This window comes from Bordetella hinzii LMG 13501 (assembly GCF_001548475.1).
In the GTDB taxonomy this organism is placed as follows: Bacteria; Pseudomonadota; Gammaproteobacteria; order Burkholderiales; family Burkholderiaceae_B; genus Bordetella; species Bordetella hinzii.
Genome location: NZ_LRUJ01000039.1, coordinates 34,826 through 48,961, shown reverse-complemented (window position 1 = coordinate 48,961; position 14,136 = coordinate 34,826). Strand labels below are relative to the sequence as shown.

Genomic DNA, 14,136 nt, shown 5'->3' with positions numbered 1-14,136 from the left:
GCGGCCAGGGGCGCGCCGCCCGCGGCGGCCAGCCAGTCCTCGGCCTGCCCTACCCCCTGCCCGGCCAGCCAGGCACGCGCCGTGGCGGCATCGGGCGCGGCCAGCGGCAGCCGCCGGCAGCGCGACACCAGGGTCGGCAGCAGCCTGTCGGGGGCGTCGGCGACCAGCAGGAACACCGTATGGGCGGGCGGCTCCTCCAGCACCTTGAGCAAGGCGTTGGCCGATACCGCATTCAGGGCCTGGGCCGGATAGACCAGCGCAACGCGCCAGCCGCCACGGTGGGTGGCCGTATTGAACCAGGACTCCAGGGCGCGGATCTGGTCGATGCGGATGTCCTTGGACGGCGCCTTCTTCGCGCCGGCGCCCGCGGCCGGCTCGGCCCCATCCTCGGCCGCCTCGGCCGCCTCGGCGCCCTCTTCGGCGGCCAGCGCATCGGGCCGCACGCGGCGCAGGTCGGGATGATTGCCCGCGGCCACCCAAGCGCAGGCCGGGCAGGCGCCGCAGGCCAGGCCCTCCCGGGGCGCCTCGCACAACAGGCTGGCCGCCGCGGCCGCGGCGAAGTCCAGCTTGCCAATGCCGGCCGTGCCATGGATGAGCCAGGCGTGGGCAAAGCGCTCGCGCTGCCCCAGCCAGGCGCGGGCGGTCTCCAGGTGCCAGGGAGCGAATTCGGCCAGGCTCATGCCGCGCTGCGCGCCAGGAACTGCTGCAGGTCATCCTGCAGCGCGCGCCGCACCACGTCCAGGGACTGGCTGGCGTCGATGACATGGATGCGCCCGGGTTCGGCCGCCGCGCGCGCATGATAGGCCGCGCGCGTGCGCTCGAAAAAGGCCTCGGCCTCCTGTTCGAAACGATCAAGCTGGCGCTCGCCGGCCATGCGCGCGCGCGCCACGGCCAGCGGCACATCGAACAGCCAGGTCAGGTCCGGCCGCAGCGGCGGCTGCAGCCAATGCTCGAGCTCGGCCACGCGGGCCGCGCCCAGTTCGCGCCCGCCGCCTTGATAGGCATAGGTCGCGTCCGTGTAGCGGTCGCAGACCACCCAGGCGCCGCGCGCCAGGGCCGGCGCGATCACCTGGCGCAAATGCTCGCTGCGGGCGGCGAACATGATCAGGGTCTCGGTATCCAGGCCCATGGGCTCCTTGAGCACCAGCTCGCGCAAGCGCTCGCCCAGGGGCGTGCCGCCCGGCTCGCGCGTGGACACGACCTCCAGGCCGCGCTGGCGCAAGGTGTCGACCAGCCAGGCGGTATGGGTGCTCTTGCCGGCACCGTCCACACCTTCCAGCGTGATGAAGCGTCCTGTCATCAATTCTGCCCTTGTCCGAGGATGAAGCGGGATACGTTGCGGTTGTGCTCCGACAGATTGGCCGAGAACTCGCTCGTGCCATTGCCGCGGGAGACAAAATACAGAAACTTGTGCTTTTCCGGCTGCACGGCGGCGGCCAAGGCCGCCCGTCCGGCCGCCGCGATGGGCGTGGGCGGCAGCCCCGGCCGGGTGTAGGTGTTCCAGGGCGTGTCCGTCTGGAGGTCGCGCCGCCGGATGCGGCCTTGATAATTCTCGCCCATGCCGTAGATCACGGTGGGGTCCGTCTGCAGCAGCATGCCGATGCGCAGACGGTTGGCGAACACGCCCGCGATGCGCGCGCGTTCCGGCCCGTGGCCGGTTTCCTTCTCGATGATGGAAGCCATGATCAGCGCCTCGTAGGGCGTGGCCATGGGCAGGTCGGGGTCGCGCTTGGCCCAGGCAGCGGCCAGCACGCGCTGGCCCTCTTCATAGGCGCGGCGCAAGATATCGTAGTCGGTGCTGCCGGGCGTGAAGATATAGGTGTCCGGGAAGAACATGCCCTCGGGCTGCTTGATGTCGGCGCCCAGCCTTTCCATCAGCGCCTCGTCGCTGATGTCGCCCAGGGTCTGTTTGACGTCCGGATGCTCGCGCAGCGCGGCGCGGATCTGCCGGAAGGTCCAGCCCTCGAGGAAAGTGATCTGGCGCTGCGACATATCGCCGCGCGCCAGACGCTCCAGCAGCAGCCAGGGACTGTCCCCGTTGATGGCCTGATAACCGCCCGCCTTGATCTGCTTATCGCGCTCGGATAGCCGCGCCATCCAGACGAAACCCGGTTCCCAGACGGGCACGCCGGCGGCATTGAGCGCGCGCGCGATGGCGCGCGGGGTGGCGCCGGGGTCGACCACGAAATCCACCCGGTCCGCGGCCAGCCGCAGGGGCTGGTTCATCCAGTACCAAGCGCCCGCCACGGCGCCGGCGACGGCCAGCACCACCGCCAGCAACAGCAGCAGAAAATAGAAACCAAGGCTTTTTTTCATAAGAGTGCGCAGTTTAATGGATCGTGGCGACCCGCGCCGCCCCTGCGGCCGGCACGGGCTTGCCGCGCCCGGCGCCTGCTCGCGGGTATCATGAGGAGTTTGCACAACCGCCCGCAACGCCTGCCTCAGTCATGCACCCACTGACCGATTCGATCATCTCCCGCCCCGAAGGTTCGCCGCGCTTTGCCCCGCTGTCCGGGCTGCGTGTCCTCACTGCCGCCGGCCCCGATGCCCTCGGCTTTCTGCACGGCCAATTGACCCAGGACGTCAACGGGCTGCCGCCCGAGGGCGCCCGGCTGGCGGGCTATTGCACCGCCAAGGGCCGGCTGCTGGCCACGCTGGTCATGTGGCGCGCCGGCGCCGAATCCGTCGAGGCCCTGGTGCGCGCCGACTTGGCCGAGGCGCTGGTCAAGCGCCTGTCGATGTTCGTGTTGCGCGCCAAGGTCAAGATCGGCCTGGCCGACCGCGCCGTGGCCGGCGTGACCGCCAGCCCCGCGCAGCTCGACGCCCTGTCGCAGGCCGCCGGCGGCGCCCTGCCCACCACGGCCTGGACGCGCGCCGACCTGCCCAGCGGCACCTGGATCGCGGCGCCCGGCGCCAGCCTGCGCTGGTGGTGGGTGGCCGATGCCGCGCAGATCCACGGCCATGGCGCCGCGCTGGCGGCCCTGCTGGGCAAGGACGACGAAGACAGCTGGCGCGCCGCCGACCTGGCCGCGGGCCTGCCCTGGATCGCCGCGGCGACACAAGACCTCTTCATTCCGCAGACGGTCAATCTCGAACTGATAGGCGGCGTCAGCTTCACCAAGGGCTGCTACCCGGGCCAGGAAGTCGTGGCCCGCAGCCATTACCGCGGCACGGTCAAGCGCCGCATGGCCTACGGTACGGCCGCGCTGCCGGTGCCGGCGCCCGGCCTCGATGTCTACGATGCCGCCGACCCCGGCGAACCGGTAGGCCGCGTCATCGATGCCGCGCGCGCCGGCGACGCCGCCAGCCTGCTGTTCGAGACCACCCTGGCCGCCCTGCCCGCGGGGCAGCTGCGCCTGGGCGCGCCGGACGGCCCGGCCATCACCCTGGCCGAGCTGCCCTACGCCATCCAGGAATAAGCGCTCAGACGGACACGTTGAACAGGGCGCCCACGCCGGCGGTCAGCGCCATGGCGGCGGCGCCCAGCACCGTCACCCGCAAGGCGGCGCGGCCCATGGGCGCGCCGCCGGCGCGCGCGGCAATGGCGCCCAGGATGCCCAGGCCCGCGACCGAGGCCGCGGTGACCGTCACGATCAGCGTGTCCAGGGGCGCGATCATCGACACCAGCAGCGGCAAGGCCGCGCCGCTGGCGAACGAACCCGCCGAGGCCAGGGCGGCCTGCACGGGGCGCGCGCGGTTATAGATCGAAATCCCCAGCTCGTCGCGCGCATGCGCATCCAGCGCGTTGTGGCGGGTCAGCTGCTCGGCCACGGTCAGCGCCACGGCCGGCTCCACGCCGCGCTTGATATAAATGCTGGTGAGCTCCTGCAGCTCCTGCGCCGAATTGACCTTCAAGGACCGCTGCTCGATGCGCAGATCAGCCGCCTCGATATCGGCCTGCGAATGCACCGAGACATACTCGCCGGCCGCCATCGACAAGGCGCCCGCGACCAGCGCGGCGATGCCCGAAGTCAGGATGATTTCGTGCGTGGCCTGCGCGGCGGCCACGCCGGTGATCAGGCTGGCCGTGGATACGATGCCGTCGTTGGCCCCCAGCACGGCGGCACGCAGCCAATTGGCGCGGAAAATACGGTGGTGTTCTGCGGCGGGCATGCGGACTCCTGGCACAAGGCAAGGCGAGTATAGGCCGCCAGCCCCGCCTGCATAAGAGGGGCTGCCGCAAGTCGTGAATGCGAATTCGTCTAGGTGTCAAACGCCGAGGCATGCCATGAGCCGCCGCGCGGCTCATGGCAAAAGGCGGGGACGGACGGTTGACACGGCCTCAATCGCGATCGCTGGCATAGAGATTGACGATGCTGGAGAAATCCAGCCGGCCGCTGCCGCCATTGCTGTGCAGACTGTACAGATTGCGCGCCAGCTCGCCCAGGGGAATGGACGAGCGCGAGGCCAGGGCCGATTCGGCGGCCAGCCCCAGGTCCTTGAGCATCAGGTCCACGCCGAAGCCGCCGGCATAGCCCTTGGACGCGGGCGCATGCGCCATCACGCCTGGCCAGGGGTTGTAGAGCTCGGTCGCCCAATTGCGTCCCGAGCTCTTGGCGATGATGTCCGACAGCACCTTGGGATCCAGGCCATTGGCCACGCCCAGGGCCAGCGCCTCCGAGGTGCCCGCCATCAGGATGCCCAACAGCATGTTGTTGCAGATCTTGGCGACCTGCCCCGCTCCCGCTTCCCCGGCGTGGAAGATATTCTTGCCCATCTTCTCGAGCACCGGACGCGCGCGCTCCAGGGCGGCGGACGCGCCCCCGACAATGAAGGTCAGCGTGCCGGCCGCCGCGCCGCCGGTGCCGCCCGACACCGGCGCATCGATCATTTCGAGGCCTCGCGCCTGGGCCGCGGCGGCCACCTTGCGGGCCGCATCCGGCGCGATGGTGCTGCAATCGATGACCAGCGCGCCGGCCGGGATCCTGCCCAGCAGGTTCTGCTCCAGGTAGAGGCCTTCGACATGCTTGCTGGCCGGCAGCATGGTGATCACGATATCGACGCCCTGGACCGCCGCCTCGGCGCTGGCCGCGGCGCGGGCGCCGGCGTCGGTCAGCCGCGCGACGGCCTCGGCGACCAGGTCGAACACGACCACCTCATGACCCGCCTTGACCAGGTTCAGCGCCATCGGGGCGCCCATATTGCCCAGACCGATGAATGCAATACTGCTCATGATGCCTGTCTCCTGCCTGTGGTTTCGTTATGGAAAGGGCTGCTCAGGCCGCGCCTGGGCCCAGGTCGGCCAGCGGATGCGGCGTGCCCGCCGGCCACGGTTCCTCGAAAAAGCGCTGCACCCAGGCCTCGTCGGCCTCGGCCAGCGTCGCGGGCCGCCAGCGCGGCTGCTTGTCCTTGTCGATCAGCAAGGCCCGTATGCCTTCCTGGAAATCGCCCTCGGCCACGCAGGCCAGCGCCGCCACGTACTCGCTGCGGAATACATCGGCCAGCGAGCGCAGGCGCGTGCGCTGCAAGAGCGCGAAAGCCAGGCGCGCCGAACCCGGCGAACCCGCCAGCATGGTCTTGGCCGCGCGCGCCAGCCAGGGATCGGCCTGGTCCTTCAAGGCCGCGATCTCTTCATAGACCTCATCGAGCCGGTTGCTGCCGCACACGCTGTTGACCTGGAAGGCGTGCTGGCGCAGTGGCCCCGGCTCCTGCGGCGTGCGCGGCTCATGCGCCAGCAGGGCCTGGCGCAGCAGGCCGTCATTGATCGAGCGTGGCGCCAGGTTGCCGGTTCCCGGACCGCCCGGCTGGCTGGCCCAGGGCTGGCGCATCAGCGCCTCGCAAAAGCGCGGCCAATCGGCCGAATCGAGGCGGAAATCCGCCATGCCGGCATACATGGCATCCGAGGCGTTCAGGTTGGCGCCCGTCAGCGCCAGGAACAGCCCGGTGCGCCCCGGCATGCGATTGAGCAGCCAGGTGCCGCCCACGTCCGGAAAAAGACCGATGCTGATCTCGGGCATGGCAAGGCGCGAGGTCTCGCTCACCACGCGGTGGCTGGCGCCCATCATCAGGCCCACGCCGCCGCCCATCACGATGCCATGGCCCCAGCACAGGATGGGTTTGGGATAGGTGTGGATGCGGAAATCCAGGCGGTATTCGCGCTCGAAGAAATCGCGCGCATAAGGATTCGCCCAGGGGCCCTTCCCCCGGTGCTCCAGCATGCTGGCATACAGGCCATGCAGGTCGCCGCCGGCGCAGAAAGCCCGGTCGCCGGCGCCCTGCAGGATCACCATGGCCACCGCCGGATCGCGGGCCCAGGCCTGCAGGCGCGCATCGAGCAGATCGACCATTTCCAGCGAAAGGCCATTCAGCGTTTGCGGCGCGTTGAGGGTGGCCACCCCCAGCCGCGAACCATTGTCGGCAATGCGTTCTTCAAACAGTACAGCGTCGCTCATCGAATATCGGCTCCCTTCTCGAGCAGCTGGCGGGCCACGATCACGCGCATGATCTCGTTGGTGCCCTCCAGGATCTGGTGTACGCGAGTATCGCGCACCAGGCGCTCCAGAGGATAGTCCCGCAAATACCCATAGCCGCCATGGATCTGCTGCGCGTCCAGGCAGATCTGGAAGCCCATGTCGGTGGCGAAACGCTTGGCCATGGCGCAATACGTGCCGGCGTCGGCCGAGCCGCTGTCAAGCTTGCAGGCCGCCAGCCGCACCATCTGCCGCGCGGCCACCAGGTGGGTGGCCATGTCGGCCAGCTTGAATTGCAGGGCCTGGAACTCCGAGAGCTTGCGGTTGAACTGGCGCCGCTCGTCCATGTAGCGGCGCGCCGCGTCCAGCGCCCCCTGGGCTGCGCCCACCGAGCACGTGCCGATATTGATGCGTCCGCCGTCCAGGCCCTTCATGGCAATCTTGAAGCCCTCGCCCTCGGCGCCCAGCATATTGCGCGCCGGCACCCGCACGTTCTCGAAGCTGATGGGCCGCGTGGACTGGCTGTTCCAGCCCATTTTCTCTTCCTTGCGGCCATAGGTGATGCCGGCCGCGTCGGCCGGCACCGCGAAGGCCGAGACGCCCGACGGCCCGGCCCCGCCGGTGCGCGCCATGACCACCAGCAAGTCGGTATCGCCGCCGCCGGAGATGAAGGCCTTGGCGCCATTGATGAGGTAATCGCCGCCATCGCGCTCGGCCCGCGTGGCCAGCGAACCGGCGTCCGAACCCGCGTTGGGCTCGGTCAGGCAATACGAGGCCAGTTTCTCGCCGCTGGCGAGCTGCGCGCCCCACTGCTCGCGGACCTCGGCGCCGCCCCACTGGCCCACCATCCAGGTCGCCATGTTATGGATGGTCAGGAACGCCGTGGTGGACGGATCGACCGCGGCCATTTCCTCGAAGACCAGCGTGGCGTCCAGGCGCGGCAGGCCCAGCCCGCCAATCTCTTCACTGGCATAGATGGCGCAGAAACCCAGCTCGCCCGCGCGGGCGAAGGCCTCGCGCGGGAAGATGCCCTCGGCGTCCCAGCGCGCCGCATTGGGCGCCAGTTCTCCCTGCGCATAGTCCCGCGCCGCCTGCGCGAAAGCGCGCTGCTCTTCGGTGAGTTCGAGATCCACAGCCTGTCTCCTGAAGTTGGTATGGTCCACCCGCCTTGCTTCGGTCTTGTGAACCTGGCGCCGTCATTTTGGCATGACGTTAACGTAAACGTAAATCAGCAGCGATGATAGGCCAACTTCGGCGGCAGGCTTGTCTTGGCGACGACAATGCTGCGCCGCAACAACCTCAGAGCAGGCCGGCCGGGCGCTGGCGCCCCGCCGCCAGGCGGCGATGTTCGGCGCGCCGGCGGCGCGACTCCTTGGGATCGAAGGTCAGGGGGCGATAGATCTCCACCCGGTCGCCATCGGCCAGCGGCGTATGCGCCTGGCCCCGGCGGCCGTAGACGCCCACGCCGTGCTGCCAGGGGTCGATGCCGGGGAAATCCTCGCCGAAACCGCTGGCCGCCACGGCGTCGGCCAGCGTGGCGCCGGCCGGCAGGGTCAGCTCGCGCATCCAGACGCCGTCCGGGCGCGCATGGCAGACCGTGATGCGCAACTTATTCGCCATAGACCTGCTGGGCCCGCTTGGTGAAAGATTCGATGAAACTGGTGGCGATGCGGTTGAACACCGGCCCGACCACCATTTCGAGCGCGCGGTTGGAAAAAGCATACTCCAGCGTGAACAGCACCTTGCAGGCGTCCTCGGCCAGGGGCTGGAACACCCAATGGCCCACCAGGCTGGAAAACGGCCCGTCCACCAGCTCGAGGTCGATGCGATTGGGATAATCGTGGGTGTTGCGCGTGGTAAAACGCTGCTTCATCCCCGCGAAACTGATCAGCACCGAAGCCTGCATGCCGTGCTCCGTGCGCGACTGCACCTCGGTGCCGCCGCACCAAGGCATGAATTCGGGGTATTTCTCCACCCCCGCCACCAGATCGAACATCTGAGCCGCGCTGTACGGAACCAGGACGGAGCGTTGTACTTTGTGCATCGCCTATCGCAAATCGCTAGAATGATTGGATTTTACCGGCATCGCGCGTCCCATTCATTGCCTCTATGAGCATTATCGATAATCGCAAGGCCTCGCACGACTATTTCATCGAAGACCGCTATGAGGCCGGCATCGTGCTGCAAGGCTGGGAGGTCAAGGCTATCCGCGCCGGCCGCGTCCAGCTCAAGGAGAGCTACGTCATCGTGCGCGACGGCGAACTCTACCTGCTCGGCATGCACGTCAGCCCCCTGCCCACCGCTTCGACCCATATCCATCCCGATGCCGTGCGCACGCGCAAGCTGCTGCTCAAGGCCGAGGAGATCCACAAGCTGATCGGCAAGGTCGAGCAGCGCGGCTTCACGCTGGTGCCCCTGAACCTGCACTACAAAAACGGCCGCATCAAGCTGGACTTCGCCCTGGGCCGCGGCAAGAAACTCTACGACAAGCGCGACACCGCGCGCGAAAAAGACTGGGAGCGCGAGCGCGAACGTGTCATGAAGCACGACACGCGCCGCCGCGACGGCTGATACCGCGCTTCAGGCCTGGCGCGCCAGGTCCACCCGGCTGCGCCCGCCCGCCTTGGCCCGATACAGGGCCTGGTCGGCCCGCTGGACGGCGCTCTGCAGGGCCTCGGCGCCATCCCAGCTGGTCACGCCGCCGCTGAAGGTGTAGCGCAGCTGCGTGTCGCCATACTGGCAAGGCATGGCCTCCAGCGCGGCCAGCATGCGCGCGGCCAGGGCCTGGGCCTCGTGCGCGCTGGCGCCCGGCAGGGCCGCGATGAATTCCTCGCCGCCCAGCCGGCCCAGCGCATCGCCCGGGCGCAGCGCCGCGCTCGCCACGGCGGCGAAATGGCGCAGCACGGCATCGCCGGCCGCATGGCCCATGGTGTCGTTGACCTGTTTGAAATGATCGATGTCCAGGATGAGCAGCGCCAGCGGCCTGCCGGCGCGCGCCCGCGCGCCCAGCTGCTGCGCCCCCTGCCACCAGGCCTTGCGCGACAGCACGCCCGTCAGGAAATCGGTATTGGCCTCGCGCTCGCGCTCGATCAGCATGCGGTCGTGGATCATCATGATCATGCCCAGCGTGAGGCTGGGCATGATGACCACGCCCAATGACAGAAACACGATATTCCAGAACGTCGGCGCCAGCAGGCCGGGAATGACGTCCACGCCCAGCGCGTAGACCGTCATGCGCGTGCCATGGCCCAGGACCGCGACCAGGGCCAGGCTCAGCATGAAAATCTGGCTGTAGGCAAAGCGCTGGCGGCGCGAGCGCCACACCGACCAGGCCAGCAACGCCAGCAGCGATGTATACATGAGCGAAGCCAGGACAATACGCGCGCTGACGTTCGGACTTGCGTAGGTGTAGTAGGCCAGCGCCGGGATGAGCACGGCCACGCCGCCCAGCATGGCGCGCCAGGGCACGGGCTGGCCCAGGAAACGCCGCGCGCCCGCCACGAACAGGATGCCGCCCAGCGTGAACAGCAGATTGGACAGCAGCACCCCCAGCCATGGCGGCGCGCTGGCCTGCTGCACCATGATCAGCATGGCCACGATGGTGGCCACATTGGCCCCCATCGCCTCGCGTATCCCGGCCATGCCGCTGCGCCACAGGGAACCCAGCACGCAAAGGCCGATGAGCGCCGCCAGCGCAGTGATCAGGAGCAGATTGCTTGGAGCGAGCATGCGGGATCACCGGCGGCGCGCGCCGCCGGCGATGCGGCTTAACCGCGGGTGGACTTCACGATGGTCATCGCGGAAGCCACCAGTCCCCCCACGTCCGACAGATTGGACGGCAGGATGAGCGTATTGCCTTCCTTGGCGACCTCGCCGAAGGCCTCAACGTAGCGCTCGGCGACCTTGAGATTGACCGCCTCCATGCCGCCGGGCTGGCGCACGGCCTCGCCCACCTGGGTGATGGCCTTGGCCGTGGCTTCGGCGATAGCCAGCACGGCCGCCGCCTCGCCCTGCGCCTTGTTGATCTGGGCCTGTTTTTCGCCTTCGGAACGGGCGATGGCCGCTTCGCGCTCGCCGGTGGCGATGTTGATCTGCTCCTGGCGCCGGCCTTCGGAGGCGGCGATCAAGGCGCGCTTTTCGCGCTCGGCGGTGATCTGGGCCTGCATGGCGCGCAGGATCTCGGCCGGCGGCGTCAGGTCCTTGATCTCGTAGCGCAAGACCTTCACGCCCCAGTTCAGGGCGGCCTCGTCCAGCGAGGCCACGATGGTCGTATTGATGAAGTCGCGCTCCTCGAAGGTGCGATCCAGCTCCAGCTTGCCAATGACCGAGCGCAGCGTGGTCTGCGACAGCTGGGTAATGGCCGAAATATAGTTCGACGAGCCATAGGAGGCGCGCATCGCGTCGGTTACCTGGAAATACAGCACGCCGTCGACCTGCAATTGCGTATTGTCCCGCGTGATGCAGACCTGGCTGGGCACATCGAGCGGGATTTCCTTGAGCGAGTGCTTATAGGCCACGCGCTCGATGAAGGGAATCACGAAACCCGCGCCCGGCGACAGGACGCGGTCGAATTTGCCCAGCCGCTCGACCACCCAGGCATGCTGCTGCGGCACGATGGCGATGGCCTTGATGACGATCAAGAGCGCCAGAACGACGATGACCACCAGCACCGTGGTTGATGTATCAAACGGCATGATTCCCCCTACGGAAAATAACCCGGCGCCGCCTCAGCGGGCCGGGTCGGACTTGGGCGCGAGCACCAGCACCGCGCCATGGATTTCAGTGATGACATGCGGGCCCGGCCGCCGCGGCTGGCCATCGGCCAGCCGGGCCTGCCACGATGCGCCGCGGTACTGCACACGGGCGCCGCCGGCATCAGACCAATACTCAACATTGACAGTCTGGCCAATGTCCAGGTTGACATCGGCATTGCGCGCGGCATCGATCTCGCGCTTCTTGAGGATGCCCCGGCGGCGCAGCACCAGCAGGCCCAGCAGGGCGACCAGCGCGCAGGCCAGCAGCTGCCACTCCAGCGCCAGGCCGGCCCAGGCCGCCAGGCCAGCCGCCGTCAGCCCCACCGCCACCAGAAGCAGATAAAAGGTACCCGAGGCCACTTCGCCTATCAGGGCCGCCGCCGCCAGGCCGAACCAGATCCACATGAACGCCCCTCCCGGGAAACCAATGTCTTCGATTGTACGGGCTCCCGGGCGTCCGGGCGCGCTCCGATATCGCGCCTCCCAGGCGGCAACGCCCCTGCCTGGACCCGCCACGCAAAAAAAGGCGGCAGCCCCAAGGGCTGCCGCCTTCATCCACGGGCGCGCCGCGTCAGGACTTGGCCAATTGCTGCCAGGTGTCGACCACGGTGTCCGGGTTCAGCGACATGGACAGAATGCCTTCGTCCTTGAGCCACTGGGCGAAATCCGGATGATCGCTGGGGCCCTGGCCGCAGATGCCGACGTATTTGTTGGCCGCCAGGCAGGCCTGGATGGCCCGGCGCAGCATGAACTTGACCGCGTCGTCGCGCTCGTCGAAATCGGCGGCCAGCAATTCCATGCCGGAATCCCGATCCAGGCCCAGGGTGAGCTGGGTCATGTCGTTCGAGCCGATCGAGAAGCCGTCGAAGTACTCCAGGAACTGCTCGGCCAGGATGGCATTGGACGGCACTTCGCACATCATGATCAGGCGCAGACCGTTTTCGCCGCGCTTCAGGCCGTGGGCGGCCAGCAGCTCGACCACCTTGCGCGCCTGGCCGACGGTGCGCACGAAAGGCACCATGATCTCGACGTTGGTCAGGCCCATTTCGTCGCGGACCTTCTTCAGGGCCTCGCATTCCATGCGGAAGCACTCGGCGAAGTCTTCGGCGATATAGCGCGAGGCGCCGCGGAAGCCCAGCATGGGGTTCTCTTCCTCGGGCTCGTAGCGCGAGCCGCCCACCAGCTTGCGGTACTCATTGGACTTGAAGTCCGACATGCGCACAATGACCGACTTGGGCCAGAAGGCCGCGCCGATGGTCGCCACGCCTTCGGCCAGCTTCTCGACGAAGAAGGCGCGCGGGCTGGCATGACCGCGGGCCGCCGACTCCACCGCCTTCTTGAGCTCGCCGTCCACATTGGGATAATCGAGCACGGCCTTGGGGTGGATGCCGATGTTGTTGTTGATGATGAACTCCAGGCGGGCCAGGCCCACGCCGGAATTCGGGATCTGCGCGAAGTCGAAGGCAAGCTGGGGATTGCCCACGTTCATCATGATCTTGACGTCGATCGGCGGCATGGCGCCGCGGCGCACTTCCTCGACTTCGGTTTCGATCAGGCCGTCGTAGATCCGGCCTTCGTCGCCCTCGGCGCAGGAGACCGTGACCGGCTGGCCCTCCTTGAGAATGTCGGTGGCGTCGCCGCAGCCCACGACGGCCGGGATGCCCAGTTCGCGCGCGATGATGGCGGCGTGGCAGGTGCGCCCGCCGCGGTTGGTGACGATGGCCGAAGCCCGCTTCATCACCGGCTCCCAGTTGGGGTCGGTCATGTCGGTCACCAGCACGTCGCCCGGCTGGACCTTGTCCATCTCGGACACGTCGGCGACGATGCGCACCGGGCCCGCGCCGATCTTCTGGCCGATGGCGCGGCCCGTGGCCAGCACATGGCCGGTGGCTTTCAGGCGGTAGCGCTGCTGCACGTCATTGCCGTTCTGCTGCGACTTCACGGTTTCCGGACGCGCCTGCAGGATGTAGATCTTGCCGTCCACGCCGTCACGGCCCCATTCGATGTCCATGGGGCGCTGGTAGTGCTTCTCGATGATGACGGCATAGCGCGCAAGCTCGATGACCTCGTCGTCGGTCAGCGAGTAGCGGTTGCGTTCGGAGACGGGCACATCCACGGTGCGCACGGCGCGGCCTTCGCTGCGCTCGGGGTCGAATTCCATCTTGATGAGCTTGGAACCGATGCGGCGGCTGAGGATGGGATAGTGGCCGGCCTGCAGGGCGTGCTTGAAGACGTAGAACTCGTCCGGATTGACCGCGCCCTGCACCACCGTCTCGCCCAGGCCATAGGACGAGGTGATAAACACGACCTCTTCAAAGCCCGACTCGGTGTCGATGGTAAACATCACGCCGGCGCTGCCCTTGTCGGAGCGCACCATGCGCTGCACGCCGGCCGACAGGGCGACTTCGGCGTGGGCATAGCCCTTGTGCACGCGATAGGAGATCGCGCGGTCGTTGTACAGCGAGGCGAACACATGGCGGATCTTGTCCAGCACGTCATCGATGCCGACGACGTTCAGGAAGGTCTCCTGCTGGCCGGCGAACGAAGCGTCGGGCAGATCCTCGGCGGTGGCCGAGGAGCGCACGGCAAACGACCCCTTGCCGTCGGCGTCCAGCTTGGCGAAGTTTTCGCGGATGGCCTGCTCGAACGCCGGCGAGAACGGCGCATCGATGATCCATTGGCGGATTTCGGCGCCGGCCACGGCCAGCTCGCGCACATCCTCGGGATTGAGCGTGGCCAGGCGTTCTGCGATACGCTTATCCAGCCCCGACGCCGTCAGGAAGTCCCGAAAGGCCTGCGCGGTCGTGGCAAAGCCGCCCGGGACGCGGACGCCCGCGCCGGACAGCTGACTGATCATTTCGCCAAGTGATGCGTTCTTGCCTCCTACCGAGTCCACATCCGACATGCGGAGCTGCTCGAAACTAACGACATACGACATTGAAGTCACCTTTTACAATGGAAGAAAGCGAGTT

The 14,136-nt window shown here is 67.9% G+C and carries 15 protein-coding genes; 2 read left to right on the top strand and 13 right to left on the bottom strand.

All coding sequences use genetic code 11. The annotated features are described in order from the left end of the window. The 3 genes from holB to mltG all read right to left on the bottom strand — a co-directional run. The coding region (gene holB, locus AXA74_RS20075) for a DNA polymerase III subunit delta' (protein WP_081093943.1) at nucleotides 1-680 on the bottom strand (680 nt) is incomplete at its 3' end. Then, a complete protein-coding gene (tmk, locus tag AXA74_RS20070) occupies nucleotides 677-1,300 on the bottom strand; it encodes a dTMP kinase (protein ID WP_029581176.1) in 624 nt (207 codons plus the stop codon). The genes tmk and holB, both read right to left, overlap by 4 nt. Further along, entirely contained in the window at nucleotides 1,300-2,316 is a 1,017-nt protein-coding gene (gene mltG, locus AXA74_RS20065; protein ID WP_029581177.1) for an endolytic transglycosylase MltG, read from the bottom strand. The genes tmk and mltG overlap by 1 nt, the downstream gene beginning before the upstream one ends. Before the next feature lie 131 nt (nucleotides 2,317-2,447). On the opposite strand from mltG, the gene ygfZ reads away from it, so the two are divergent. Continuing rightward, nucleotides 2,448-3,419, top strand: a complete 972-nt coding sequence (ygfZ, locus tag AXA74_RS20060; RefSeq protein ID WP_029581178.1) for a CAF17-like 4Fe-4S cluster assembly/insertion protein YgfZ — start codon at nucleotides 2,448-2,450, stop codon at nucleotides 3,417-3,419. Between the two features lie 4 nt (nucleotides 3,420-3,423). Here the strand turns inward: ygfZ and AXA74_RS20055 are convergent, their stop codons facing one another. The 6 genes from AXA74_RS20055 to AXA74_RS20030 all read right to left on the bottom strand — a co-directional run bounded on the left by AXA74_RS20055 (nucleotide 3,424) and on the right by AXA74_RS20030 (nucleotide 8,454). Continuing rightward, a complete protein-coding gene (locus tag AXA74_RS20055) occupies nucleotides 3,424-4,113 on the bottom strand; it encodes a VIT1/CCC1 transporter family protein (RefSeq protein WP_029581179.1) in 690 nt (229 codons plus the stop codon). Between the two features lie 169 nt (nucleotides 4,114-4,282). Beyond that, entirely contained in the window at nucleotides 4,283-5,173 is an 891-nt protein-coding gene (mmsB, locus tag AXA74_RS20050; RefSeq protein ID WP_032956770.1) for a 3-hydroxyisobutyrate dehydrogenase, read from the bottom strand. A gap of 43 nt (nucleotides 5,174-5,216) precedes the next feature. Further along, nucleotides 5,217-6,392: an enoyl-CoA hydratase/isomerase family protein gene (locus tag AXA74_RS20045; RefSeq protein WP_029581181.1), complete on the bottom strand. Its 1,176-nt coding sequence runs from the start codon at nucleotides 6,390-6,392 to the stop codon at nucleotides 5,217-5,219. Continuing rightward, entirely contained in the window at nucleotides 6,389-7,543 is a 1,155-nt protein-coding gene (locus AXA74_RS20040; protein WP_029581182.1) for an acyl-CoA dehydrogenase family protein, read from the bottom strand. Before AXA74_RS20040 ends, AXA74_RS20045 begins: the two co-directional genes overlap by 4 nt. 166 nt (nucleotides 7,544-7,709) lie before the next feature. Then, on the bottom strand, nucleotides 7,710-8,030 hold the full coding sequence (locus AXA74_RS20035; protein WP_032979054.1) for an RnfH family protein: 321 nt from the start codon (nucleotides 8,028-8,030) through the stop codon (nucleotides 7,710-7,712). Next, nucleotides 8,020-8,454: a type II toxin-antitoxin system RatA family toxin gene (locus AXA74_RS20030; protein ID WP_029581184.1), complete on the bottom strand. Its 435-nt coding sequence runs from the start codon at nucleotides 8,452-8,454 to the stop codon at nucleotides 8,020-8,022. The genes AXA74_RS20035 and AXA74_RS20030 overlap by 11 nt, the downstream gene beginning before the upstream one ends. Before the next feature lie 65 nt (nucleotides 8,455-8,519). On the opposite strand from AXA74_RS20030, the gene smpB reads away from it, so the two are divergent. Beyond that, nucleotides 8,520-8,981, top strand: a complete 462-nt coding sequence (gene smpB / locus AXA74_RS20025) for an SsrA-binding protein SmpB (RefSeq protein ID WP_029581185.1) — start codon at nucleotides 8,520-8,522, stop codon at nucleotides 8,979-8,981. Nucleotides 8,982-8,990: 9 nt separating this feature from the next. Here smpB and AXA74_RS20020 read toward each other — a convergent pair whose 3' ends face one another. The 4 genes from AXA74_RS20020 to ppsA all read right to left on the bottom strand — a co-directional run bounded on the left by AXA74_RS20020 (nucleotide 8,991) and on the right by ppsA (nucleotide 14,102). Next, nucleotides 8,991-10,139 (bottom strand): GGDEF domain-containing protein, encoded by a 1,149-nt coding sequence (locus AXA74_RS20020; RefSeq protein WP_185843205.1) that lies wholly within the window; start codon nucleotides 10,137-10,139, stop codon nucleotides 8,991-8,993. 38 nt (nucleotides 10,140-10,177) lie between these two features. Beyond that, complete coding sequence (locus AXA74_RS20015) at nucleotides 10,178-11,104, bottom strand: SPFH domain-containing protein (RefSeq protein WP_029581187.1); 927 nt, start codon at nucleotides 11,102-11,104, stop codon at nucleotides 10,178-10,180. Between the two features lie 33 nt (nucleotides 11,105-11,137). Then, nucleotides 11,138-11,569: an NfeD family protein gene (locus AXA74_RS20010; protein ID WP_029581188.1), complete on the bottom strand. Its 432-nt coding sequence runs from the start codon at nucleotides 11,567-11,569 to the stop codon at nucleotides 11,138-11,140. Between the two features lie 166 nt (nucleotides 11,570-11,735). Next, entirely contained in the window at nucleotides 11,736-14,102 is a 2,367-nt protein-coding gene (gene ppsA, locus AXA74_RS20005; protein ID WP_029581189.1) for a phosphoenolpyruvate synthase, read from the bottom strand. Nucleotides 14,103-14,136: the final 34 nt, after the last annotated feature.